Source organism: Ideonella sp., assembly GCF_036277275.1.
Lineage (GTDB): Bacteria > Pseudomonadota > Gammaproteobacteria > Burkholderiales > Burkholderiaceae_C > Ideonella.
In genome coordinates this window covers 17825-40230 of record NZ_DASUNH010000067.1, presented here as the reverse complement: position 1 = coordinate 40230, position 22406 = coordinate 17825, and the positions used below count along the sequence as shown (strand labels likewise).

Here is a 22406-nt window from a genome sequence, read left to right as displayed (position 1 = left end):
TCGACCCAGTTGGCGACCAGCTTGACCTCGCGACCCAGCAGCTCGGCCAGGCGCTCGGCCACGGGCTGCAGCGAATCCTCAGGCTTGAACTCGCCCTCGGTCGGGCGGCCCAGGTGGCTGGTGACCATCACCGCGGCGCCGGCGTCCAGCGCCAGCTTGATGCAGGGCACCGACGCACGGATGCGGGTGTCTTCGGTGATGCGGCCGGCATCGTCTTGCGGCACGTTCAGGTCGGCGCGGATGAACACGCGCTTGCCCTGCACTTGGCCCTGGGCGACGAGGTCGGAAAAGCGGAGCACTTTCATCATGGTGGTGTCGTTCTCGGATGGGAAAAGGAAAGCGTTCTGGGCGCCGCGCCGGCGCCGGGCGCCTACCAGCCCAGGCCGAAACGCAGCGCCAGCAGCACCGCGGTGCCACAGACGATGGTGCCGAGGATGCCACGGCGCCACCAGTACCACAGCGCCCCGGCGGCAGCGGCGTACAGGCGCGCATCCTGCCACGTCCGGATCAGGTGGCCGTCTTTCATGATCACTTCGGGCGCGATCACGGCCACCAGCGCGGCCAGCGGCGCGTAGCGAAGCGCCTCGCGCAACCACAGCGGGATCGGCACCTCGCGCTGCGGCAGCAGGAAGAACGCACGCGTCAGCACGGTGATGACGCCCAGGCCGAGGATCGCGATCGTGGCTTCCCAGGTACTCATCGCTCGGCCTTTTGCGGTGCGGTCGCCGCCGGGTTGAAGTGATCCAGCACGATGCCGACGGCCACCGCGGCCGCGATCGCGACCACGATGTTGAGCTTGAACGGCAGCGCAAAAGCCGCCACCGCGGCGCAGGCGGCAACGGCGGCAGCGATCCACGTGGCTCGGTCTGACAGCAATGAACCGGTCAGACCCAACAGCGCCAGGGTGCCGGCAAAGCCCAGCCCCCATTCGGTCGGGATGCGGTCGGCCAGCGTGATGCCGAGCAGCGACATCGCCTGCCAGGTGACCCAGTTGATCGCGACACCGCCCCAGAAGTACGGGCCCTGGTCGGCCGACGGCTTGGGCTCGGGAAAGCGCCGCATGAACATCACGTAGTTCAGGTCGGCGGTGAAGTAGCCGTGCAGCAGCCGCTCGCGCAGCGGCAAGTGGCCGAAATACGGCCGCCAGCCGGCACTGAAGATCACGAAGCGCAGGTTGACGCAGGCCGCAGTCGCCCAGACGACCCAGATCGGCGCGTCGCTGGCAATCAGCGGCAGCGACGCCAGCTGTGCACTGCCGGCAAAGACGACGAAGGTCATCAGCAGCGCCAGCGGGATCGGCAAGCCGCTCTTGACCATCGCGACGCCGGTGACCAGGCCCCAGGCGGCCAGGCCCAGCGCGATGCCGGTCATCTCACGGGCGCCGCGGCGGAATTCGGGGTGTTGCCAGATTGGCGTGGACAGCGGGGGCGGCGGCGCGACATCGGGCATCCGACCATTGTCCTATGGGGTTTTCACCCATGGGGGTTACACATTCGTGCATGAACGCGGGTCGGCTGTGCATGGACGCACAGCAAGAACGGCCCCATCAATGCGCGCCGGCAACCTTCTTCGCGCGGGCTTCCTTGCCCTTGGCTTCGCCGTCGACCTTGGCGGTCTGCTCAGGCTCGTCTTCGGACTCGGCTGCCTTGGCCTTGGGCGCTTCGGCCTTCAGCTGCGGCGCCACCGGCTCGAGCTTGTTCTCGCGCATGTAGTCGTCCATCTCGCGCCAGCCGGCGTAGATGGCGGCCTTGTCGGCCTTCTTGTTCAGCGTGTAGCAGTCCTCGATCGCCCGGCCGGCGTGGCGGCAGGCGGCGCCGACGGCCTTGCCTTCGGCCGCCTTGCGCTCGGCGACGGCCGTTGCGCCTTCGATGCCCAGCAGGTCGCAACCGGCCAGCCAGAGGCAAGCCGGGATGACGAGAGTGAGAAAGGCGCGGCGCATGGTGAGTGGGCGGTCTGTGGGCACAGGACTGCCCGGTTTATCGGCCCACCGGCCGGCGACTTGAGGCCCCGATTCAGCGAGCAGCCAGACCCGACCGCGCCATGTCCAGCAGCCGCTCGACCCGCTCTTCGGTGCTCGGATGGGTCGAGAACAGGCCCCGCAGGCCGCCGCCGGACAGCGGGTTCATGATCATCATCTGCGCCGTCTCGGGATGACGTTCGGCGGTTTCCAGCGGCAGGCCTTGGGCGACGCGGTGGATCTTCTGCAGCGCCGAGGCCAGCGCCTGCGGGTCGCCCGAGATCTCGGCGCCGCCGCGATCGGCCTCGAACTCGCGGGCGCGGCTGATCGCCATCTGGATCAGGCTGGCGGCGATCGGCGCCAGGATCATCACGAGGATCGAGACGATCGGGTTGACCGGACGGCCTTCGTCGTCGCGACCACCGAAGAACATCGCGAAGTTCGCCAGCATCGAAATCGCGCCGGCCATCGTCGCGCTGATCGTCGAGATCAGGATGTCGCGATGCTTCACGTGCGCCAGCTCGTGCGCCATCACGCCGCGCAACTCGCGCTCGCTCAGCGTGCGCAGGATGCCGGTGGTCGCGGCCACCGCCGCGTGAGACGGGTTGCGGCCGGTGGCAAAGGCGTTCGGCGCATCTTCGTTGATCAGGTAGACGCGCGGCATCGGCAACTGGGCCCGCTCGGCGAGCTCTTGCACCATGCGGTAGAACTGCGGCGCGCTCTGGGCATCGACCTCCTGCGCGTTGTACATGCGCAGCACCAGCTTGTCGGAGAACCAGTAGCTGAAAACATTCATGCCCAGCGCCACGACCAGCGCCAGCATCATGCCCTGCTGGCCGCCGAGCAGGCGGCCGATGGTCATGAACAAGGCAGTGATCGCCGCCATCAGGACAGCGGTCTTCAACAGGTTGAACATGGTGTGGGGTTCCTTGGCGCCGGCACTGGCGGCGCCCGTCAATGGCGATACCGGCTCAGATGCGGGCGGGGATCACGAGTTCAATGGGACGCGAGGTCGCTGCCCGGCAGGTCGGGCCGGGCCTGCGTGAAGGCCGCCGCCGGCACGCGCTTGCCGCCGGGGCGCTGCAGCTGCAGCAGATCCAACCCACCGTCGCCGCAGGCCACCGTCAGGCGCGTCGCGTCGGCGTGCACGACGCGGCCGGGCGGCGCCTGCACGTCTGGCCGACACCGAGCTTGCCAGAGCTTCACGGTTTCGCCGCCGCAGTCGAAACTGGCGCCGGGGAAGGGGTCGAAGGCACGGACCCGTCGTTCGATCACGGCCGCGGGCAGTGCCCAGTCGATCGCCGCCTCGGCCTTGGCGATCTTGTGCGCGTAGGTCACGCCGGCGGCCGGTTGCGGCGTAGCGATGAGGCGTGCGGCCGCCGCGTCGGCCAGCGCCTGCACGATCATCGTGGCGCCCAGCGCCGCCAGGCGGTCGTGCAACGTGCCGGTGGTGTCAGCCGGCCGGATCGGCTCGCGCCCGGCGGCCAGCATCGCGCCGGTGTCCAGCCCCTCGTCCATCTGCATGATGGTGATGCCGGTTTCGGCGTCGCCCGCTTCGATTGCGCGGTGGATCGGCGCCGCGCCGCGCCAGCGCGGCAGCAGCGAAGCGTGGATGTTCAGGCAGCCCAGCCGCGGCAAGGTCAGCACCCAGCGCGGCAGGATCAGGCCGTACGCTGCGACCACCAGCACGTCCGGCGCAGCCGCTTCGAGCGCGGCCCGGGCCGCGGCTGCGTCGTCGGCATACCTGCCGTCGAGCTTCAGCCCTTGAGGCTGGGCCACATCCATACCGTGAGCAAGCGCCAACTGCTTGACGGGCGACGGCGTCAACTTCATGCCGCGGCCGGCGGGCCTGTCGGGCTGCGTCAGCACCAGCGGCACCGTGTAGCCGGCCGCGTGGATCGCCGCCAACGCCGCGGCGGCGAATTCGGGCGTGCCGGCAAAGGCGACGCGCAGGCCCGGCGCCGCGGTCGTGTCGGCACTCATCGATGCTTCTGCTCGTCGCGGGTCTTCTTCAGCATCTTGGTCTTGATGCGTTCGCGCTTGAGCGGGCTCAGGTACTCGACGAAGACCTTGCCGAGCAGGTGGTCCATCTCGTGCTGCACACAAACGGCCGTCAGGCCCTCGGCGTCGAATTCGTACGGTTTGCCGTCACGGCCCAGCGCTCGCACGGTCACCCGCGCATGGCGCGGCACCGCGTCATACACCGTCGGCACCGACAGGCAGCCTTCTTCGCCGACCATCATTTCTTCACTGGCGCGGATCAGCTCGGGGTTGATCAGCACCCGCGGCTCATTGCGCTGCTCGGAGGTGTCCATCACCAGGATGCGGCGGTGCACGTCGACTTGCGTCGCCGCCAGGCCGACACCATCGGCCTCGTACATGGTTTGCAGCATGTCGTCCACCAGTTGGCGCACGGCATCGTCGACGTCGGCGACAGGCGCGGCCACGGTGTGCAAACGGGGGTCGGGGTAACGCAGGATCGAAAGCAGGGCCATGGGTTCAGTGGGTCACGAAGGCCTTGGGGCTTGCCCCAGGTTGTCAACAGCACGCAACGTTTGCGGCCCGCTCAGGTGACAAAGGGTTGCACCGTACTGGCCAGTTTGTTTGCGATATCAATGCTTTAGGGGCAGAATTTGCGGAGCTTCATTAGCTTTTGGTTTCGGCTGGGCAACGGCTTGGAGCCCAACCCTCCAAAGGGTTCGGCCACCGTTTGCGCAACCGGAATTGTTGCATTGCCTTTGATTTCCGGCTCGTTGCCCGGGAGAGTCCATTCATGAGCCGATTCGCGCGTCTGCCCCTTGTGCCGCCTTCCACCTGGTTTGTGGCCGTGTCCTTGGGGTTGGGCGCTGCGGCGTCGGCCTGGGCCACCAACTACCCGATCACGCCGGGCCAGCGAGCCACCGCCCAGCAGGTGGCCGAAGCCGGCGTGCCGCTGTCCGAACTGTCGCCCACCGCACCCGACAGCTACACGATCAAGCGTGGCGACACGCTCTGGGATATCTCCAAGCTGTTCCTCAAGAGCCCGTGGCGCTGGCCCGAGCTGTGGGGGATGAACATGGACGACATCCGCAACCCGCACCTGATCTATCCGGGGCAGATCCTGTACCTGGACAAGACCGGTGGCCGAGCCCGCCTGCGCACCGCCAAGCCGATCGGAGACGAGAAGCTGTCGCCGCGGGTGCGCGCCGAGCCGCTGCCGAACGACGCCATCGCCTCGGTCCCGATGCATCTGATCGGGCCATTCCTGAACGACGCCGTGGTGCTGGACACCAACACGCTGGCCACTGCGCCTCGCGTCGTGGCCACCCAGGAAGGCCGGGTCATCGTGTCCAAGGGCGAGAACGCCTATGTACGCGGCGACCTGTCGGCAGCCCGCAATTGGCAGCTGTTCCGTGAGCCGAAGCCCCTGGTCGATCCGGTCACCCAAGAGGTGCTGGGCTTCGAGGCCCGTTATGTCGGCGCGGCGGACTATGTGAGGCCCGGTGAGGTGCGCACCACGCCGGACGGCAAGAGCGAGATCATCCCGGCGACGATCACGATCACCAACCTGCGCGAAGAAGCCAACATTGGGGACCGCCTGTCGCCTGCACCGGCCCGCGATGTCGATCCGTTTGCGCCGCACGCGCCGGGGGCGCCGATGTCGGGTCGCATCATCTCGGTATATGGCGACGGCCTGAATGCCGGCCAGAACCAGATCGTTTCGCTGAACAAGGGCGCCCGCGACGGCATCGAGCGCGGCCACGTGATGGCCGTGTGGCGCGCCGGCACCCAGCGCGTCGACAACACCGAGGACAAGCGCGAGCTGATCCGCCTGCCGGATGAACGCCATGGCCTGATGTTCGTGTTCCGGGTTTTCGAGCGCGTGTCCTACGCCTTGATCCTGAACGTGCAGGATCCGGTCACCGCTGGCGACCTGTTCACCCAACCCTGATCCTGCCCAGGCAGGGCGGCGGTGTGTGTGACCATCGCCCTAGGCCATGCCCCCCGACACCGCCCTGCCCGCCGATGAACTGCGGGCATGGTTGCGCCTGGTTCATTGTCCGGGCCTGAGCCCCGGTGCAGCGCGTCGCCTGCTGGCGGCTTTCGGTTCGCCGCAGCGGGCCGTGGCTGCCGGCGCCGGTGCTTGGCGCGAAGTGGCAGGTGCCGACGCGGCCCAGGCATTGCAGCAGCCCAGCCTCGATCCTGACGCATTGTTCGACGGGACCCGGGGCTGGCTCGCAGCCGACCCCGCCCGACGCCATGTGTTGACGCTGGGCGATCCTGCCTATCCGGGAGCACTGCTGGAAACGGCCGACCCCCCGCTTCTGCTGTACGCCCAGGGGCGGATCGACCTGTTGGCCTTGCCCTCGATCGCGATCGTCGGCAGCCGCCACGCGACACCGGGTGGGCTGGACAACGCCCGGGCCTTCGCCACCCACCTCAGCCAAGCCGGCATGGTCGTCGTGTCCGGCCTGGCGCTCGGTGTCGACGGAGCGGCTCACGATGGCGCTTTGGCAGGGGCGACCGCCTTCGGCGGGGGCACCATCGCCGTGGTCGGCACGGGGCTCGACCGCGTCTACCCCAAGCGCCACCACGCGCTGGCCCACCGCATCAGCGAAGAAGCGGGCCTGATGCTGAGCGAGTTCGCGCTCGGCAGCATGCCTCTGGCCAGCCACTTTCCACGCCGCAATCGCATCATCGCCGGGCTGACGCTTGGCACACTGGTGGTCGAGGCCGCCGTACAGTCCGGCTCGTTGATCACCGCCCGGCTGGCGGTCGAGTGCGGGCGCGAGGTGTTCGCGATCCCCGGCTCGATCCACAGCCCGCAATCGCGCGGCTGCCACCGGCTCATCAAGGAAGGCGCCAAGCTGGTCGAAACCGCCGATGACATCGTGCAGGAATTGCGGCTGCCACTACCACCGACACCACCGACGGCCGGCGCCGGTGGCGTCCCCGATGGCCGCTCGGAAGGCTCCCGCCGGGATCCGCTGCTGGAGGCGCTGGGCCACGATCCGGTGACGCTCGACGCGCTGTCGGCCCGCTTGGGGTGGCCGACCGCCGAGCTGCTGGCCCGGTTGCTGGAAATGGAGCTCGACGGTCGGCTGGCCCGCCTGCCGGGCGGGTTGTTCCAGCGCCGAGGTGCAGGCTGAGCCGGCCGTTGGCAGCGAAAAACCGCACGCCAAGCGCCGGAAGACCCCGGGGGAATCCCGCCAAATGGCCCCGACCCGGCCCAGGGCACTCGGGTATAGTCAATCCATGTTCGACGTTCTGGTCTACCTGTACGAAAACTACTGGCGGCCCGACGCCTGCCCGGACCATGCACAGCTGAGCCGCAAACTGTCGGCTGTCGGCTTCGAGTCGGACGAGATCCAAGAGGCCCTGCACTGGCTCGACGGCCTGGCCATGCGCACCGGTGAGCTGAGCGCGGAAGCGCCTGCCGGGGCTGCTCCGCTGGCCCAGTCACCGGCCGGCATTCGCGTCTACTTGCGCGAAGAGCAGGAGTTGCTGGGTGACGAGTCGATCGGCTTCATCAGCTTTCTTGAAGCCGCTGGCGTGCTGACACCGCCGCTGCGCGAGATGGTGATCGATCGCGCTACGGCAGTGGGTTCCGGCCCGCTGGAGCTGGACGACCTGAAGATCATCGTGCTGATGGTTTTCTGGAGCCTGGGTGAAGAGCCTGACGCGTTGATCCTCGACGAACTCTTCGTCGCACCGGAAGACCGGCTGATTCACTGAAGCGGGGCGGCCACTCCCCCGTTGGGGTCGTAGTCCACCGAAGCAGCTGTTGCTGCGGACCCGCCAAGCCAGCCTCATACGCAAGCCCCTCGGCTTGACCTCAAGCGAGTAGCCGCGCCGGATCGGCCTTGATCTTCTCGAGCGCGTTGCGGGTCGCCGCAACGGTCAGCGATTCTTCTTGCAGCGGCACCAGCAGCCCCGCCTGCAGGAAGGCGGCCAGACGCGCTTTCTGGAACAGCACGCAGCGGCCATCCGACGCCGAGAACAACGACAGCTGACGGCTCATCCCTTGCCAGACCAGCCTCACCGACTGGTGGCGGCCGCGGTATTCGAGCATGAACGCGGCGCCGAGCTGAAGCTCCGCAGCCCACTGCAGCATCGCCGGGCCCGGCATCGAGCCACCGTCGGCGACGATCTCCAGCCCTTCTTGCTGATGGCTGCCGCTGTCCAGCACCCAGGTCTCGTCGATCTCGACCTCTTCGTCGGGCAACAGCTCCTCGATCATTTCGAGTCGCTCCTTCAGCTCTTCCAGCTGTTTCGGGGAGATCGCGGTCGAGCGAGCGCTGAAGGCCGCCGTCAACGCCAGGTTCAGCGACTTGATCGCGTTTTCCTGCTTCTCCGCCGCCAGGCCGACTGAGGCCATGCCCTGGCGCAGCGTCGTCAGCAGCGGTGGCAGGCGGCGGATCACCTCGGCCCGGTCTTCGCGGGTGGTCTTGGCGCTGGCCGTCCACAACAGTTCGCTGGCTGCCGCACGCACCGTTTTGACCTCGGCACTCTGGGGACCATGCCGCACCCCGGCGGTGGCCAGCACATCGGCCCAGACGTGGAACATGAATTCGCGAATGCCTTCGTGCACCGGCACATCACCCAGCAGCTTGCGCAGCTCGATCGTGTACTGGATCGCCAGCGTCTCGCGCTGCTCGACCTGCTGTGCCAGCGACACGCCGGCACGTGCCTTCTCGTTGTGCTCGCGAAAGTAGCCTTCGAGGAATTTCTCGAATTCGTTGAGCACCGTCTGGAACACCCGACGCCCGGTGTCGGGGAAAGCCTCCACGACCTGCACCACGCGCTTGATCTCGGCCTCCAGCGGCGTGCCCAGCACCTCGGCGCCGCCTTCGAACCCCATCACGCAAGCGCCCATGCGATCGATCAGCCGGCGCGCCGGGTGATCGGCGGTCGAGAAGAAATCGGGTTCGGCGATCGCCACGCGCAGCGTCGGCATCTGCAAGCGCGCGAACCAGACGCGCAGCTGCGCCGGGATGCGCTCCTCGGTCAGGATGGCCTGGAACAGCAGCGCGACGAGCTCGACAGTGGCCCGCTCGGCCGGCGTGGTCGCCGCGGCCTTCAGGGCGACCTGGCGCTCGCGCAGTTCCTGCAGCAGCACCTCGGGCGTCGGCCCAGGTTCGACGACACCGCCGGCCACTGCGCCGTCCCCGGCCGGGCCGCCCGACTGCCGCACCAAGCGCTGCTGGGCCTGGTTCATCGCGTCGGACAAGCGCGCTGACGCCGGGCGCGCATGCGCGGTGTCGCGAAAGCCCGGCAGGTGGCGCTCCATCACTTCGGAGAAGTGCTCCAGCACGATGTCGGCGCGGGCCGAGCCGCCCGCGGCCTGCCGGGTCATCATGCGGGTTTCGTCTTCGATGCTGTGGCCGTGCAGGATGCTCTGCGGCGGCCGAGCGCCGCCGAATGGATCACCGGGCGCCACACCAGCTTGGGGCGTGGCCCCGCTCCCAGCCGCACCCCGGCCACCGCCGCCGCCCTGGCCCCTACCGGCACCCGGTCCAGCGCCCGTGCCGCCGGCCATGGCTCCACCGGCACCGTAGCCGGTCGCTCCGTAGACGCTGGAGCGACCGCCACTCGCCGGCATCGGGGCCGATGGTGCGGCGGTAGAGGTATCTGCAAAGCGGGTACTCGCGGCGCCTCGCGTCGGCTCGACTTCATCCAGCCGCCCTGGCGACGTGGAGGTGCCGTCGGAGCGACGGATCGCGCCGCGCAGGTCGACCTCGGGCATCACGCCATGGTCGACCAACCATTTGTTGACTTCTTTCCAGACGCCTTCGATCGGCTTGGCGCAGGCCTTGATCAAGACCTCTTCCAGACCGCGCCAACTTTCCAGCGCCAGCCCGGCATCGGCCCAAGCATCGACCACGACCTGCGCCAGCTCCTGCGTACGAAACAGGTCGTGCTCATCCAGCTCCGGCTGACGGGCAAGCGCCAGCAAGCGGGCGCGCAGGTCGTTGTATTCCCAGACGCCTTTGTCGAGCATGCCCTGGGCCAGGCGCGACACCAGGATCTCGTGCTGGATCGTGTCGTCATCGACCAGCTTCAGGTCCAGCCCGCTGCTTGGCGCCTGTGGCTTGGTGGCCGCGGCACCCGCCGCGGTGCCGGCGATCTGCTGGCGCACCCGGTCGGCCAGCTTCACCGGCCACTGGCTGCCGTGGCGCATCAGGTCCTGCAGCATGTCGCGCCGCTGCTGGGCGACCGTGCGCTCGGCCGGTTTTTCGTTCAGCGCCTGTGCACCGGCGAGGGCCGCGTCGGCCCAGGGCTGGAACTCCTTGACCAGGCGTTCAGCGTAGAACAGTCGCGCTTGGTCGAGCAGGCTCGTCTGGGCCGAGGGAGCGGGCATGGGCGTCGGTGCGGCAGGCCGAGTGGGGGCGTTTGACTCTACACCACCGCCCCGGCGTTCGGATCGTTCGGGTCGCCGCCTTCCTTGGCGGGGCCGGGCTTCACCAAGTCTTCCCGCTTGACGCCAAGCCACATGGCGATCGCCGCCGCGACGAAGACCGACGAGTAGATGCCGAACAAGATGCCGATGGTCAGTGCCACTGCAAAGTAATGCAGCGTCGGGCCGCCGAACAGCAGCATCGACAGCACCATCATCTGGGTACACCCGTGGGTGATGATCGTGCGGCTCATCGTCGAGGTGATCGCGTGGTCGATCACCTCATGGGTGGTCATCTTGCGGAATTTGCGGAAGGCTTCGCGGATCCGGTCGAAGATCACCACCGACTCGTTGACCGAGTAACCCAGCACCGCCAGCACCGCCGCCAGCACCGACAGCGAGAACTCCCATTGGAAGAAGGCGAAGAAGCCGAGGATGATCACCACGTCGTGCAGGTTGGCGATGATCGCGGCGACCGAGAACTTCCATTCGAAGCGGATCGCCAGGTAGATCATGATGCCGATGACGACGAAGGCCAGCGCCTTCGCGCCGTCCTGGGCCAGCTCGGCGCCCACCGACGGGCCGACGAACTCGGTGCGCGACAGCTCGAACGGCTCGGCGCCGCCGGCCTGCGTGCACGAAGGCCGCGTCACCTGCTCACCCTTGGGCGTGGTGATGGTCTTGGTGCCGACCTCCCCCTTGTCCGCGGCGCACAGGGCGTTGAACACCTGCTGCGCCACTTCAGTCTGCTTGACGTCGGCGCGCACCGGCACACGGATCATGACGTCTTGCGAGGTGCCGAAGTTCTGCACCTGCACCTCGCCAAGGGCGAGCTTTTCCACCGCCTCGCGCACGTGGGCCAGATCGGCCGCCTGCGCATACCGGATCTCGGACACCGTGCCGCCGGTGAACTCGATCGAGAAGTGCAGCCCGCGGGTGACCAGGAAGAACACCGCCGCGAAGAAAGTGAGGGCCGAGACGATGTTGAACACCAGCGCATGCCGCATGAACGGGATGTCGCGCCGGATACGGAAAAATTCCATGGTGGACCTTTGTGAATGCGTCGCGTAGCGCGGATCAGGCCTGGTCGGCCGTGTCGGTGGTGGCCGGCAGGGCAGTGCCCTGCGGTCGCCAGACCTGTCCGATCGACACCGCCTTGAGCTTCTTCTGCCGGCCGTACCAGAGGTTGACCAGGCCACGCGAGAACATCACGGCCGAGAACATCGACGTCAGGATGCCCAGGCAGTGCACGACGGCAAAGCCGCGGATCGGACCGGAGCCGAATGCGAGCAACGCCAGGCCGGCGATCAGCGTGGTGATGTTCGAGTCCAGGATCGTCGCCCAGGCTCGCTCATAGCCTGCCTCGATGGCCTTCTGCGCTGAGACCCCGGCGCGCAGTTCTTCGCGCACACGTTCGTTGATCAGCACGTTCGAGTCGATGGCCATACCGAGCGCCAGCGCAATCGCCGCGATGCCGGGCAGCGACAGCGTGGCCTGCATCATCGACAGCACGGCAATCAGCATCAGCAGGTTGAAGGCCAGCGCCAGCGTCGAGAACACCCCGAACAGCAGGTAATACAAGCACATGAAGACGGCGATCGCGGCGAAGCCATAGGTCACGCTTGCGAAGCCCTTGGCGATGTTGTCGGCGCCCAGGCTCGGGCCGATCGTGCGCTCTTCGATGATCTCCATCGGCGCAGCCAGCGAGCCGGCACGCAGCAGCAGCGCCGTGTCGTTGGCCTCCTGCGTCGTCATGCGACCGGAGATCTGCACCCGCCCGCCACCGATCTCGGCCCGGATCACCGGCGCCGTCACGACCTCGCCCTTGCCCTTTTCGAACAGCAGGATGGCCATGCGCTTGTTGACGTTCTCGCGCGTCACGTCGCGGAAGATGCGTGCGCCCTTGGCGTCCAGCGTCAGATGGACGGCCGGTTGCTGATCATCGGCAAACCCAGCCTGCGCGTCGGTCAGGTTTTCGCCGGTCAGGATGACCTGGCGTTTGACGATCAGCGGGCCGCCGCCGCGCTCGACATAACGCTCGGTGCCAAAGGGCACCGGCGAAGCACCGGCGGCCGCCGCTGCGGCCTCGGCCGAGTCGTCTACCAGGCGCACTTCCAGCGTGGCGGTGCGGCCGATGATGTCCTTGGCCTTGGCGGTGTCCTGCACGCCCGGCAGCTGCACGACCACGCGGTCGAGGCCCTGCTGCTGGATCACCGGTTCGGCCACGCCGAGCTCGTTGACGCGGTTGTGCAGCGTGGTGATGTTCTGCTTCAGCGCCGCTTCCTGCACCTTGCGCATCGCCTCGGGCTTCAATGCACCGGTTATCAGCAGGTCGCCGTTGGTGGCCGAATTCTCGGCCCAGACCACGTCCGGCTGGGTGTCGTTGAGCACGGTCAGCGCGCTGGTGCGGGTATCGGCGTCGCGGAAGCGCACCTCGACGCTGTTGCCTTCACGCGAGATACCGGCGTGGCGGATGTTCTTGTCACGCAGCGTGGTGCGGACGTCGCCGGTCAGCGAATCGGCCTTCTTCGTCAGCGCGGCCTTCATGTCGACCTGCATCAGAAAGTGCACACCACCACGCAGGTCGAGCCCCAGGTACATCGGCTTGGGCTCGACGAGGGCCAGCCGGGCGTAGGAAAGCCACTGGGGTGTTCTCGACACGAGGTTCAGCGCGACGATGTACGACGGGTCGGCCGGATCAGCGTTCAGCGCCTTGGACAGTGCATCCTTGGCCCTGAGCTGCGTGTCGGTGTCGGCCAGTCGCGCCTTGACCGAATTGCCCTCGAACTGCACGAAGTCCGGCTTGATGTTGGCGCTCTGCAGCACCTGCTCGACCCGCCCGACGAGCGAGGCGTCGATCTTCAAGGTGGCCTTGCCGCTGGACACCTGCACCGCCGGCGCTTCGCCGAAGAAGTTGGGCAGCGTATAGACCAGGCCCACGGCCAGCGCGAATGCCAGCAGCAGGTACTTCCACAGAGGGTATCGGTTCATGTCGGGCTTTCGTGCCGTGGGCCACCTGTTGCGCCAGCAACCGGGGCCGGGCGCATGCAGTGATGCGCCGGTTTGCCTGCAGGCTTACTTGTAGGTGCCCTTGGGCAGCACCTGGACCACCGACGAGCGCTGGACCTGGATTTCGACGTCCTTGGCGACCTCGATGTGCAGCACGCTGTCGCCCATCTTGGCCACGCGGCCGATCACCCCACCGCCGATGACCACCTCGTCACCTTTGGCCAACGCGTCGATCATGGCGCGGTGTTCCTTCTGCCGCTTCATCTGCGGACGAATCATGATGAAGTACAGCACCACGAACATCAGCACCAGCGGCAGGAACTGCATCATGCCGGCAGCGCCCGAAGGGGCTGCCGCGGTCTGGGCGTAGGCATTGGAAATGAACACGGGAAATTCCTTCTTCGGTGACAGCGCGCCAGTCGGCGGCGCGGCATTGTAGTTGTGGCACTGCGCGGGCGAATCAAGCCTTCGGGCCGGCTGAAAGCCTCCGGACAAACCCGCTGACGCGCACCGCCGCGGCGGAAAACAAAAAGCCCTCGCTACGTTGTGTAGGGAGGGCTTTTCGTCAACCAAGCGATCGTGGCTTCGGTTGGAAACTGGTTGCGGGGGCAGGATTTGAACCTGCGACCTTTGGGTTATGAGCCCAACGAGCTACCAGACTGCTCCACCCCGCGACAGAAAGACGGACTATAGCATGGAATTTTCTCAGAGGCCAGCGGCGTCCAAGCTTTTTGCGAATCGCACGCTGTCCTGGAAGCCGATGACCCGCACGTCACGCGACTCGCGCCCATTCGCGTCGAAGAAGATCGTGCCTGGCGGGCCGAAGAGCTGGAAGCGCTTGAGCAGTGCGCGGTCGTCATCGTTGTTGGCCGTCACGTCCGCCTTCAACAACAAGGCCTTGGACAACCGCGCGCGGATTTGCGGGTCGCTGAAAGTGAACCGCTCCATCTCCTTGCATGACACGCACCAGTCGGCGTAGAAATCCAGCATCACCGGTCGCCCGGCCCGCTCCACCTGGGCGTCCAGCTCGGCCACGCTTCTGACCGGCACGAAGGCCAGCGGCATCGGCGCACTGTCTGACGCAACGCCTGGAGCCCCCGACACCAGATGCGCCAACGGTTGCAGCGGATCACGCCCACCCGACGCGGCGCCGCCGAGCATCATCACGCCCCACGCCAGGGCCGCCACGCCGGCCGCGCGCTGCAGCCAGACGCGCGGCGCGGCGCTGTGCGGATTGGCATCGAACGGGCGCAGCATGAAGCCCGCGACCAGCAGCAAGGCACCCCACAGCGCCAGCGCCACCACGGCAGGCAGCACCGGCTGCACGACCCACAAAGCAACCCCCAGCAGGACCAGGCCGAAGAAGCGCTTGATCACGTTCATCCAGGTGCCCGAGCGAGGCAACCAGGCGCCCGCTGAAGCACCCAGCAGCAGCAACGGCGTGCTCATGCCCACCGCCAATGCGAACAGCGCGCTGGCCGAGAGCACCACATCGCGCGTCTGGCTCAGAAACAGCAGCGCCCCGGCCAGCGGCGCCGTGACACAGGGGCTGACGATCAGTGCCGACAGCCCCCCCATCAGGAACACGCCGGCCAGCTGGCCACCGGGCAAGCGGCGCGACGCACCGTCCAACCGCGTCGCCAGGGCCGACGGCAGGCGCAGCTCATAGACGTCGAACATCGACAGCGAAAACACCACGAGCATCAAGGCAAAACCCGCCAATACGGCCGGTTTCTGCAGGGTCGCGGCCAAGCCTTCGCCCGCCAGGCCCGCGGCCACCCCCAACACGGTGTAGACCATCGCCATGCCCAGCGAATACGACACCGCCAGCAAGAAGCCGCGCTGGCGCGAGACCTCCGCCCCGCCCGTCAGGATCGACGACAGGATCGGCAGCATCGGCAGTACGCAGGGCGTGAAGGCCAGCAGCAGCCCCATCAGCCAGAACGCCCCAATGGTCGCCCACCAGGAGCCACTCTTCAGCACCTGCTGGACACGATCCCCTTCGTTGGTCGATTCCTCCATGGAGGTGGCGGGCGGCGACGCCGCCGACTGCCCGGCGGACTTCAAAAGCCCACCGCCGGCACCGGCACCCGCTCCTGTGCTGGCCTGCGGTTCACCGACCAGGCTGGCAGTTCCGTCACCGCCAAAGCCAGCCAATGAGACGCGCACCAGGCGGGTCAGCGGCGGATAACAAAGGCCGGCGTCCGCACAACCTTGAGACACCACATCGAGCGTGAAGCCACCGGCCGGCGCCTGAGTCACCGGCAGCCGCACTTCGAGCGGCCCGTGATAGGTCTCGACCTCTTTCTGGAAGTTCTCGTCGAACTTGACTTGGCCCGCCGGCAGCACCGGCTCGCCGACCGACGCTTCGGCCGTCTGGAAATGGAACTTCTCACGGTACAGGTAGTAGCCGGGCACCGTACGGAAGGTCAGCAGCAACTCTTTCGGGCCGGCCGCGCGCACATCGAGCGGAAAGGCCTGCTCGGGCTCGAGGAAGTCGTCAGCAGCATGGCCCCCAACGGGGCCCAGCAAGCCGAGCGCGGCCAAACACAGCGTGGCCAACAGGCCGGCGAAGCGACGAAGCCAGTTCAACGGTCGGATCATGTCGTTCTCTGAGAGGTCCGGGCGGCGCAGGTTCCACGCCGTCCGAGGCACCGGCTTGGTGAACCGTGCGGACCAAGCAAAAAGGGCCAGCATAGCTGGCCCTTTCATTGCGACATCCTCAGGAAGAGGATTCTTGACTTACTCGGCGGCGCCTTCGGCCGTTTCGGTCGCCATTTCAGGACGATCGACCAGCTCGACGTAAGCCATCGGCGCATTGTCGCCGACGCGGAAACCCATCTTCAGGATCCGGGTGTAACCACCCGGGCGGGCCTGGTAGCGCGGGCCCAGCTCGTTGAACAGCTTGGTCACGATGTCGCGGTCACGCAGGCGGGCGAAGGCCAACCGGCGATTGGCAACCGTAGCTTCCTTGCCCAGCGTGATCAGCGGCTCGACGACGCGGCGCAGTTCCTTGGCCTTCGGGACCGTGGTCTTGATGGCTTCGTGGCGCAGCAGCGAGACGCACATGTTGCGCAGCATGGCGGCGCGGTGTTCGCTGGTGCGGTTGAGTTTGCGAAGTCCGTGGCGGTGACGCATGGTGGTGCTTTCCTTTCTTTATTGAACCCTGGCCGGATCAGGTACCAGGGGGTGCACAGTTCGGTCAAATGACCGTTGTTGCCGAGAAGCCATTGGGCACCGGGCCGTCCCAAGCCCAATGGCCTACCCCTCTCGGAGGGTGGCTGGCGTTTCCACCAGCCGGGGTGCGGACAATCAGCGCTTGTCCAGGCCCTGGGGCGGCCAGTTCTCCAGGCGTGCGCCCAGCGTGAGGCCACGCGAAGCGAGCACTTCCTTGATTTCGTTGAGCGACTTGCGACCCAGGTTCGGGGTCTTCAGCAGTTCGGTCTCGGTGCGCTGGATCAGATCGCCGATGTAGTAGATGTTTTCGGCCTTCAGGCAGTTGGCCGAACGCACCGTCAGCTCGAGCTCGTCGACCGGGCGCAGCAGGATCGGGTCGAACACCGCCGAGCTCTTGGCCGGTTGGTCGAAGGTGGCGATGTCGCCAACGTCCAGCTGGGCGAAGACGGCCAGCTGCTCGACCAGGATCTTGGCCGATGCGCGGATCGCTTCTTCCGGCGAAATGGCGCCGTTGGTCTCGATCTCCATCACCAGCTTGTCCAGGTCGGTGCGCTGCTCGACGCGGGCGTTTTCGACCGCGTAGCTGACCCGCTTGACCGGCGAGAACGATGCGTCCAGCACGATGCGGCCGATCGACTTGGTCGGCTCGTCGCCATAGCGGCGCAGGTTGCCCGGCACGTAGCCACGGCCCTTCTCGACCTTAATCTGCATGTCGAGCTTGCCGCCTTGGGCCAGGTTCGCGATGACATGCTCGGGGTTGACGATTTCCACGTCGTGCGGCGTCTGGATGTCGGCCGCCGTGACCGGGCCCTCGCCTTCCTTGCGCAGCACCAGCGTGACTTCGTCGCGGTTGTGCAGGCGGAAAACCACGCCCTTCAGGTTCAGCATGATGTGCACGACATCTTCGGCCACGCCGTCGATCGTCGAATACTCATGCAGCACGCCGGCGATCGTGACCTCCGTCGGCGCGTAACCCACCATCGACGACAACAGCACGCGACGCAGCGCATTGCCGAGCGTGTGACCATAACCACGCTCGAACGGCTCCAGCGTGACTTTGGCGCGGTGGCCGCCCAGCGGCTCCGCAACGATGGCTTTGGGTTTCAGCAGATTGGTTTGCATGTAAGTCCTGTTCCTCTCAATACCCTCGGCTCGTTACACCGATAAGGCTGGCGGACCACACCGGAGCACGAAAAACCCGCCACGGGACCGGCTTGCCACGGCGGGGTTGGGCCGCATGCGCGCATCGGCACGCAGGCGCCAAAAATGGCATCAACGCGAATACAACTCGACGATCAGCGATTCGTTGATTTCGGCGCCGAATTCGTCGCGGTCCGGAACCTTCTTGAAGGTGCCTTCCAGCTTGGTGGCGTCGACCTGAACCCAGGCCGGCAGGCCGATGGATTCGGCCAGCTTCAGCGCGTCGACGACGCGCAGCTGCTTCTTCGACTTTTCGCGGATCGCGATCACGTCGCCGGCCTTGACCTGGTACGACGGAATGTTCACGACCTGGCCATTGACCGTCAGCGCCTTGTGCGAGACCAGCTGGCGCGCCTCGGCGCGGGTCGAGCCGAAACCCATGCGGTAGACGACGTTGTCCAGGCGAGTCTCGAGCAGGAACAGCAGGTTGGCACCGGTGTTGCCCTTGCGGCGATCAGCCTCGGCGAAGTAGCGACGGAACTGGCGCTCCAGCACCCCGTACATGCGCTTGACCTTCTGCTTTTCACGCAGCTGCAGGCCGAAATCTGAGGTGCGCGAGCCGGAGGTGCGGCCGTGCTGACCAGGCTTCGAATCGAACTTGGCCTTGTCGCTGATGGCGCGGCGGGCGCTCTTCAGGAACAGGTCGGTGCCTTCACGGCGGGACAGCTTGGCCTTGGGGCCGAGGTAACGTGCCACGTTGCTTCCTTCTTAGGTGTGTTGCTGACGCGCCCAGTGGTCAGGTTCGCTGAAAACGATCCGGGCCGGCGCGCGAGTCTGGCGAGTGTTGTGCTTGACGCTCAGACGGTGGGCTTGGGAGTAAGGAAGCCGACCGCAGATCACTCTGCGGTCGGCATTCGGGAAACTCTCGATTGTAGCAGGGTCGTCACAACCCTGCCGCACTCAGATCCGGCGGCGCTTTTGCGGGCGGCAGCCGTTGTGCGGGATCGGGGTGATGTCCGAAATCGAGTTGATGCGGATGCCCAGCGACGCCAGGGCGCGCACCGACGACTCGCGTCCCGGGCCGGGGCCCTTGATCCGCACGTCGAGATTCTTGATGCCTTGTTCTTGCGCAGCACGGCCAGCCACTTCGGCAGCGACCTGGGCAGCGAACGGGGTCGACTTGCGCGAGCCCTTGAAGCCCTGACCGCCCGACGAGGCCCACGACAGCGCGCCGCCCTGGCGGTCGGTGATCGTGATGATCGTGTTGTTGAACGAGGCATGCACGTGGGCAATGCCATCCGCGATGTTCTTGCGGATCTTCTTGCTCACACGCCGCGCGGCGGTGTTGGCAGGTGCTTTGGCCATGTTGTGTTCTCTTTCCTAATACCGTGGGCGACGCTTACTTCTTCAGCGCGGCTGCACCCTTGCGCGGGCCCTTGCGGGTGCGGGCGTTGGTGCGGGTGCGTTGACCACGCATCGGCAGGCCACGGCGATGGCGGAAGCCGCGGTAGCAGCCCAGATCCATCAGGCGCTTGATGTTGATCGAAATCTCGCGACGCAAGTCGCCTTCGATCGTCAGCTTGCCCACCTCTTCCCGGATCTTTTCCAGGTCGGTGTCGGTCAGGTCCTTGATCTTCTTCGAGTAGGCGATGCCCACCGAGTCGCAGATCTTCTGAGCGGTCGTGCGGCCGACGCCGTAGATGTGCGTCAGGCCAATCTCCGCGTGCTTGTGCGGCGGAATGTTGATACCAGCAATACGTGCCATTGTGCTTCCTTCGATTCGCTGTCAGCCGTGGCTCAACCCTGGCGCTGCTTATGGCGGGGGTCGGTGCAGATCACGCGAACCACGCCATTACGGCGGATGATCTTGCAGTTGCGGCACATTTTCTTGACCGAGGCTGAGACTTTCATGGTCTTCTCCGGGAGGGGTCCAAACGCTCTGGGACGTTATTCACTTTGCGCGGAAAACAATCCGAGCGCGACTCAAATCGTAAGGGGTCAGTTCGACAGTCACCCGGTCGCCCGGCAAGATGCGGATGTAGTGCATCCGCATCTTGCCGGAGATGTGTCCCAGAACCACATGCCCGTTTTCCAGCTTCACTCGGAAGGTGGCGTTGGGCAGGTTTTCCAGGATCTCACCCTGCATCTGGATGACGTCGTCTTTCGCCATTGTTTTTTCTGCTGGCAGCTGTTCGAGTCGGTTCAGCTGGCCTTGAAATTCGCCTTCTTCAGCAGCGACTCGTACTGCTGACTCATCACATACGACTGCACCTGTGCCCAGAAGTCCATCGTGACGACCACGATGATCAGCAGCGAGGTGCCTCCGAAATAGAAAGGCACGTTGTACTTCAGCACCAAGAACTCTGGCAGCAGGCAGACCAGCGTGATGTAGATCGCGCCGGCCAGCGTCAGCCGAGACAGGATCTTGTCGATATGCTTGGCCGTTTGCTCGCCCGGACGGATGCCCGGAATGAACGCGCCGCTCTTCTTCAGGTTGTCTGCGGTCTCCCGGCTGTTGAACACCAGCGCGGTGTAGAAGAAGCAGAAAAACACGATCATCGCCGCATACAGGATCACATAGATCGGCTGACCGGGCGACAGCGCCGACGAGATGTCCTTCAGCCAGCGCATGCCTTCGCCGGTAGCGAACCAACCCACGATCGTGGCCGGCAGCAGGATGATCGACGACGCGAAGATCGGCGGGATCACGCCCGACATGTTCAGCTTCAGCGGCAGGTGCGACGACTGGCCACCGTAGACCTTGTTGCCGACCTGGCGCTTGGCGTAGTTGACCAGGATCTTGCGTTGCCCCCGCTCGACGAACACGACGGCGAAGGTCACAGCCACCACGATGGCCAGAATGAACAGGCAGGCGATGATGCTCATCGCACCGGTGCGCACCAGTTCAAACAGGCCGCCGATCGCGCTGGGCAGTCCGGCAGCGATGCCGCCGAAGATCAGGATCGAGATCCCGTTGCCCAGGCCACGCTCGGTGATCTGCTCACCCAGCCACATCAGGAACATCGTCCCGGCCACCAGGCTGACCACCGCGGTGACACGGAAGCCGAAACCGGGGGCGATCACCAGCCCGGTCGTGCCTTCGAGTGCCAGCGCAATGCCCAGCGACTGGAAAACTGCCAGCAGCAGCGTGCCATAGCGCGTGTACTGCGTGATCTTGCGCCGGCCTGACTCGCCTTCCTTCTTCAGCGCCTCGAGCGTCGGCACCACGTAGGTCATCAGCTGCATGATGATCGACGCCGAGATGTACGGCATGATCCCCAGCGCGAACACCGTGAACCGCGACAGCGCGCCACCCGAGAACATGTTGAACAGGTTCAGGATGCCGCCCTGCTGGCCCTCGAACAAGGCCTGCAGCTGTTGCGGGTTGATGCCCGGCACCGGAATGTGCGCGCCGATGCGGTAGACCACGAGGGCCAGCAGCAAGAAGACCAGCCGACGACGCAGGTCGCCGAACTTGCCCGTCTTGGCCAGCTGATTCGGGGAGGTTGCCACGAGGGTGGGTGTCCTTCGAGTCGGTTGTCAGGCCGTGATCAGGCCAGCGAGCCGCCGGCGGCCTCGATGGCCGCCTTGGCGCCAGCGGTGGCACCAATGCCCTTCAGCGTGACCTTCTTGGTCAGCTCGCCGGACTTGATGACCTTGACGTTCTTGACCAGGTCGGCCACCAGGCCGGCTTGCTTCAGCGTCAGCAGGTCCACCTCGTCGGCGCCCAGCGTCTGCAGCTCGAGCAGGGTGATCTCGGCATTGAACTTCAGCAGCGCCGACTTGAAGCCGCGCTTGGGCAAGCGGCGATGCAGCGGCATCTGACCGCCCTCGAAGCCCACCTTGTGGTAGCCGCCCGCACGGGACTTCTGGCCCTTGTGGCCACGGCCCGCGGTCTTGCCCAGGCCGGAGCCGATGCCGCGGCCGACACGGCGCTTGGCATGCTTGGCGCCGGAAGCCGGCTTGATCGTGTTCAGTTGCATGTTGCTCTTCCTCGGGAGGTGGGCGCTTTACAGCACCTGCACCAGGTAGGAAATCTTGTTGATCATGCCGCGCACCGAGGGGGTGTCTTCCAGCACGCTCTCGCTGTTGACCTTGCGCAGACCCAGGCCGCGCACGGTGTCGCGGTGGGACTGCTTGCAGCCGATCGGGCTGCGAACCAGCTTGACCTTCAAGGTCTTCTTGGCTTCTGTCGTCATCGAAGTTCTCCTGCGAAGCCGATCAGTTGAAGATCTCTTCAACCGTCTTGCCGCGCTTGGCAGCGACCTCGGCCGGCGTGGTCGAGCGCTTCAGTGCGTCCAGCGTGGCGCGCACCATGTTGTACGGGTTGGTCGAACCGTGGCTCTTGGCCACGATGTCGGTCACTCCCATCACCTCGAACACAGCGCGCATCGGGCCGCCGGCGATGATGCCGGTACCGGCCGGGGCCGGTGCCATCAGCACCTTGGCTGCGCCATGCTCACCTTCCACCTTGTGGAAGATCGTGCCGTTCTTCAAGGCCACTTTGACCATGCCGCGGCGAGCCGCTTCCATGGCCTTCTGCACCGACACCGGCACTTCCTTGGCCTTGCCCTTGCCCATGCCGATGCGGCCATCGCCGTCACCGACCACGGTCAGAGCCGCGAAGCTCAGCGTGCGACCACCCTTGACGACCTTGGTGACGCGGTTGACCGCGATCATCTTTTCCTTCAGGCCATCGTCCCGGCCTTCGTCCTGAACGCGGGGTTGAAACTTTGCCATGTTGCT

At 66.2% G+C, this 22406-nt stretch carries 26 protein-coding genes and 1 tRNA gene; 3 read left to right on the top strand and 24 right to left on the bottom strand.

The genetic code is table 11. The annotated features are described in order from the left end of the window. The 7 genes from pgk to def all read right to left on the bottom strand — a co-directional run. A partial coding sequence (gene pgk, locus VFY73_RS12190) for a phosphoglycerate kinase (protein WP_329719015.1) occupies positions 1 to 305 on the bottom strand: 305 nt, incomplete at its 3' end. Between the two features lie 65 nt (positions 306 to 370). Next, positions 371 to 700 (bottom strand): AzlD domain-containing protein, encoded by a 330-nt coding sequence (locus tag VFY73_RS12185; RefSeq protein WP_329719013.1) that lies wholly within the window; start codon positions 698 to 700, stop codon positions 371 to 373. After that, a complete protein-coding gene (locus VFY73_RS12180; protein ID WP_329719011.1) occupies positions 697 to 1449 on the bottom strand; it encodes an AzlC family ABC transporter permease in 753 nt (250 codons plus the stop codon). Before VFY73_RS12180 ends, VFY73_RS12185 begins: the two co-directional genes overlap by 4 nt. 97 nt (positions 1450 to 1546) lie before the next feature. Continuing rightward, positions 1547 to 1939: a hypothetical protein gene (locus tag VFY73_RS12175; RefSeq protein ID WP_329719009.1), complete on the bottom strand. Its 393-nt coding sequence runs from the start codon at positions 1937 to 1939 to the stop codon at positions 1547 to 1549. Positions 1940 to 2012: 73 nt separating this feature from the next. Beyond that, positions 2013 to 2873, bottom strand: coding sequence for a zinc metalloprotease HtpX (gene htpX / locus VFY73_RS12170; RefSeq protein ID WP_329719007.1), 861 nt, complete (start codon positions 2871 to 2873; stop codon positions 2013 to 2015). Positions 2874 to 2953: 80 nt separating this feature from the next. Next, positions 2954 to 3910 (bottom strand): methionyl-tRNA formyltransferase, encoded by a 957-nt coding sequence (gene fmt / locus VFY73_RS12165; protein WP_329719023.1) that lies wholly within the window; start codon positions 3908 to 3910, stop codon positions 2954 to 2956. A gap of 26 nt (positions 3911 to 3936) precedes the next feature. Next, positions 3937 to 4452, bottom strand: a complete 516-nt coding sequence (gene def / locus VFY73_RS12160) for a peptide deformylase (protein WP_329719005.1) — start codon at positions 4450 to 4452, stop codon at positions 3937 to 3939. Between the two features lie 278 nt (positions 4453 to 4730). Between def and VFY73_RS12155 the strand changes: the two genes are divergently transcribed. The 3 genes from VFY73_RS12155 to VFY73_RS12145 all read left to right on the top strand — a co-directional run bounded on the left by VFY73_RS12155 (position 4731) and on the right by VFY73_RS12145 (position 7672). Then, positions 4731 to 5888, top strand: a complete 1158-nt coding sequence (locus tag VFY73_RS12155; RefSeq protein ID WP_329719003.1) for a LysM peptidoglycan-binding domain-containing protein — start codon at positions 4731 to 4733, stop codon at positions 5886 to 5888. A gap of 46 nt (positions 5889 to 5934) precedes the next feature. Beyond that, a complete protein-coding gene (dprA, locus tag VFY73_RS12150; protein ID WP_329719001.1) occupies positions 5935 to 7086 on the top strand; it encodes a DNA-processing protein DprA in 1152 nt (383 codons plus the stop codon). 106 nt (positions 7087 to 7192) lie between these two features. Next, complete coding sequence (locus tag VFY73_RS12145; protein WP_329718999.1) at positions 7193 to 7672, top strand: DUF494 domain-containing protein; 480 nt, start codon at positions 7193 to 7195, stop codon at positions 7670 to 7672. A gap of 100 nt (positions 7673 to 7772) precedes the next feature. Here the strand turns inward: VFY73_RS12145 and VFY73_RS12140 are convergent, their stop codons facing one another. The 17 genes from VFY73_RS12140 to rpsE form a co-directional block, all read right to left on the bottom strand. Next, positions 7773 to 10298 (bottom strand): DUF1631 family protein, encoded by a 2526-nt coding sequence (locus VFY73_RS12140; RefSeq protein WP_329718997.1) that lies wholly within the window; start codon positions 10296 to 10298, stop codon positions 7773 to 7775. 38 nt (positions 10299 to 10336) lie between these two features. Next, a complete protein-coding gene (gene secF / locus VFY73_RS12135; RefSeq protein ID WP_329718995.1) occupies positions 10337 to 11377 on the bottom strand; it encodes a protein translocase subunit SecF in 1041 nt (346 codons plus the stop codon). Between the two features lie 34 nt (positions 11378 to 11411). After that, complete coding sequence (gene secD, locus VFY73_RS12130; RefSeq protein WP_329718993.1) at positions 11412 to 13325, bottom strand: protein translocase subunit SecD; 1914 nt, start codon at positions 13323 to 13325, stop codon at positions 11412 to 11414. 84 nt (positions 13326 to 13409) lie between these two features. Further along, positions 13410 to 13730 (bottom strand): preprotein translocase subunit YajC, encoded by a 321-nt coding sequence (gene yajC / locus VFY73_RS12125; RefSeq protein ID WP_329718991.1) that lies wholly within the window; start codon positions 13728 to 13730, stop codon positions 13410 to 13412. A 210-nt stretch (positions 13731 to 13940) separates the two neighbouring features. Continuing rightward, a tRNA-Met gene (locus VFY73_RS12120) sits at positions 13941 to 14017 on the bottom strand. 31 nt (positions 14018 to 14048) lie between these two features. Next, on the bottom strand, positions 14049 to 15947 hold the full coding sequence (dsbD, locus tag VFY73_RS12115) for a protein-disulfide reductase DsbD (protein ID WP_329718989.1): 1899 nt from the start codon (positions 15945 to 15947) through the stop codon (positions 14049 to 14051). A gap of 138 nt (positions 15948 to 16085) precedes the next feature. Next, positions 16086 to 16481, bottom strand: coding sequence for a 50S ribosomal protein L17 (rplQ, locus tag VFY73_RS12110; protein ID WP_329718987.1), 396 nt, complete (start codon positions 16479 to 16481; stop codon positions 16086 to 16088). Between the two features lie 174 nt (positions 16482 to 16655). Further along, positions 16656 to 17642, bottom strand: coding sequence for a DNA-directed RNA polymerase subunit alpha (locus VFY73_RS12105; protein ID WP_329718985.1), 987 nt, complete (start codon positions 17640 to 17642; stop codon positions 16656 to 16658). 150 nt (positions 17643 to 17792) lie between these two features. Then, a complete protein-coding gene (rpsD, locus tag VFY73_RS12100) occupies positions 17793 to 18416 on the bottom strand; it encodes a 30S ribosomal protein S4 (RefSeq protein WP_329718983.1) in 624 nt (207 codons plus the stop codon). 204 nt (positions 18417 to 18620) lie between these two features. Beyond that, positions 18621 to 19025, bottom strand: coding sequence for a 30S ribosomal protein S11 (gene rpsK / locus VFY73_RS12095; RefSeq protein WP_324157739.1), 405 nt, complete (start codon positions 19023 to 19025; stop codon positions 18621 to 18623). Positions 19026 to 19059: 34 nt separating this feature from the next. Next, the gene (gene rpsM / locus VFY73_RS12090; protein WP_329718981.1) at positions 19060 to 19425 is read right to left on the bottom strand and encodes a 30S ribosomal protein S13; all 366 of its coding nucleotides are present in this window, start codon (positions 19423 to 19425) and stop codon (positions 19060 to 19062) included. A gap of 32 nt (positions 19426 to 19457) precedes the next feature. Beyond that, positions 19458 to 19571, bottom strand: coding sequence for a 50S ribosomal protein L36 (rpmJ, locus tag VFY73_RS12085; RefSeq protein WP_058933616.1), 114 nt, complete (start codon positions 19569 to 19571; stop codon positions 19458 to 19460). A gap of 40 nt (positions 19572 to 19611) precedes the next feature. Next, positions 19612 to 19830 (bottom strand): translation initiation factor IF-1, encoded by a 219-nt coding sequence (gene infA / locus VFY73_RS12080; RefSeq protein WP_089416251.1) that lies wholly within the window; start codon positions 19828 to 19830, stop codon positions 19612 to 19614. Between the two features lie 32 nt (positions 19831 to 19862). Continuing rightward, positions 19863 to 21173 (bottom strand): preprotein translocase subunit SecY, encoded by a 1311-nt coding sequence (gene secY / locus VFY73_RS12075; RefSeq protein WP_329718979.1) that lies wholly within the window; start codon positions 21171 to 21173, stop codon positions 19863 to 19865. A 38-nt stretch (positions 21174 to 21211) separates the two neighbouring features. Then, positions 21212 to 21643 (bottom strand): 50S ribosomal protein L15, encoded by a 432-nt coding sequence (rplO, locus tag VFY73_RS12070; RefSeq protein WP_329718977.1) that lies wholly within the window; start codon positions 21641 to 21643, stop codon positions 21212 to 21214. A gap of 27 nt (positions 21644 to 21670) precedes the next feature. Then, positions 21671 to 21859 (bottom strand): 50S ribosomal protein L30, encoded by a 189-nt coding sequence (gene rpmD / locus VFY73_RS12065; RefSeq protein WP_329718975.1) that lies wholly within the window; start codon positions 21857 to 21859, stop codon positions 21671 to 21673. Positions 21860 to 21881: 22 nt separating this feature from the next. After that, positions 21882 to 22400: a 30S ribosomal protein S5 gene (gene rpsE / locus VFY73_RS12060; protein WP_329718973.1), complete on the bottom strand. Its 519-nt coding sequence runs from the start codon at positions 22398 to 22400 to the stop codon at positions 21882 to 21884. Between the last annotated feature and the right edge of the window lie 6 nt (positions 22401 to 22406).

What these genes read in the sequence shown, in the direction of transcription:
- rplQ (WP_329718987.1), bottom strand. Translation starts at nt 16,481, where the DNA reads ATGCGTCACCGCCACGGACTTCGCAAACTCAACCGCACCAGCGAACAC.
- dprA (WP_329719001.1), top strand. Translation starts at nt 5,935, where the DNA reads ATGCCCCCCGACACCGCCCTGCCCGCCGATGAACTGCGGGCATGGTTG.
- VFY73_RS12145 (WP_329718999.1), top strand. Translation starts at nt 7,193, where the DNA reads ATGTTCGACGTTCTGGTCTACCTGTACGAAAACTACTGGCGGCCCGAC.
- VFY73_RS12185 (WP_329719013.1), bottom strand. Translation starts at nt 700, where the DNA reads ATGAGTACCTGGGAAGCCACGATCGCGATCCTCGGCCTGGGCGTCATC.
- rpsE (WP_329718973.1), bottom strand. Translation starts at nt 22,400, where the DNA reads ATGGCAAAGTTTCAACCCCGCGTTCAGGACGAAGGCCGGGACGATGGC.
- VFY73_RS12140 (WP_329718997.1), bottom strand. Translation starts at nt 10,298, where the DNA reads ATGCCCGCTCCCTCGGCCCAGACGAGCCTGCTCGACCAAGCGCGACTG.
- rpmD (WP_329718975.1), bottom strand. Translation starts at nt 21,859, where the DNA reads ATGACGACAGAAGCCAAGAAGACCTTGAAGGTCAAGCTGGTTCGCAGC.
- def (WP_329719005.1), bottom strand. Translation starts at nt 4,452, where the DNA reads ATGGCCCTGCTTTCGATCCTGCGTTACCCCGACCCCCGTTTGCACACC.
- secF (WP_329718995.1), bottom strand. Translation starts at nt 11,377, where the DNA reads ATGGAATTTTTCCGTATCCGGCGCGACATCCCGTTCATGCGGCATGCG.
- infA (WP_089416251.1), bottom strand. Translation starts at nt 19,830, where the DNA reads ATGGCGAAAGACGACGTCATCCAGATGCAGGGTGAGATCCTGGAAAAC.
- secD (WP_329718993.1), bottom strand. Translation starts at nt 13,325, where the DNA reads ATGAACCGATACCCTCTGTGGAAGTACCTGCTGCTGGCATTCGCGCTG.
- rplO (WP_329718977.1), bottom strand. Translation starts at nt 21,643, where the DNA reads ATGCAACTGAACACGATCAAGCCGGCTTCCGGCGCCAAGCATGCCAAG.
- VFY73_RS12175 (WP_329719009.1), bottom strand. Translation starts at nt 1,939, where the DNA reads ATGCGCCGCGCCTTTCTCACTCTCGTCATCCCGGCTTGCCTCTGGCTG.
- VFY73_RS12180 (WP_329719011.1), bottom strand. Translation starts at nt 1,449, where the DNA reads ATGCCCGATGTCGCGCCGCCGCCCCCGCTGTCCACGCCAATCTGGCAA.
- rpmJ (WP_058933616.1), bottom strand. Translation starts at nt 19,571, where the DNA reads ATGAAAGTCTCAGCCTCGGTCAAGAAAATGTGCCGCAACTGCAAGATC.
- VFY73_RS12155 (WP_329719003.1), top strand. Translation starts at nt 4,731, where the DNA reads ATGAGCCGATTCGCGCGTCTGCCCCTTGTGCCGCCTTCCACCTGGTTT.
- rpsK (WP_324157739.1), bottom strand. Translation starts at nt 19,025, where the DNA reads ATGGCCAAAGCACCTGCCAACACCGCCGCGCGGCGTGTGAGCAAGAAG.
- dsbD (WP_329718989.1), bottom strand. Translation starts at nt 15,947, where the DNA reads ATGATCCGACCGTTGAACTGGCTTCGTCGCTTCGCCGGCCTGTTGGCC.
- rpsM (WP_329718981.1), bottom strand. Translation starts at nt 19,425, where the DNA reads ATGGCACGTATTGCTGGTATCAACATTCCGCCGCACAAGCACGCGGAG.
- VFY73_RS12105 (WP_329718985.1), bottom strand. Translation starts at nt 17,642, where the DNA reads ATGCAAACCAATCTGCTGAAACCCAAAGCCATCGTTGCGGAGCCGCTG.
- htpX (WP_329719007.1), bottom strand. Translation starts at nt 2,873, where the DNA reads ATGTTCAACCTGTTGAAGACCGCTGTCCTGATGGCGGCGATCACTGCC.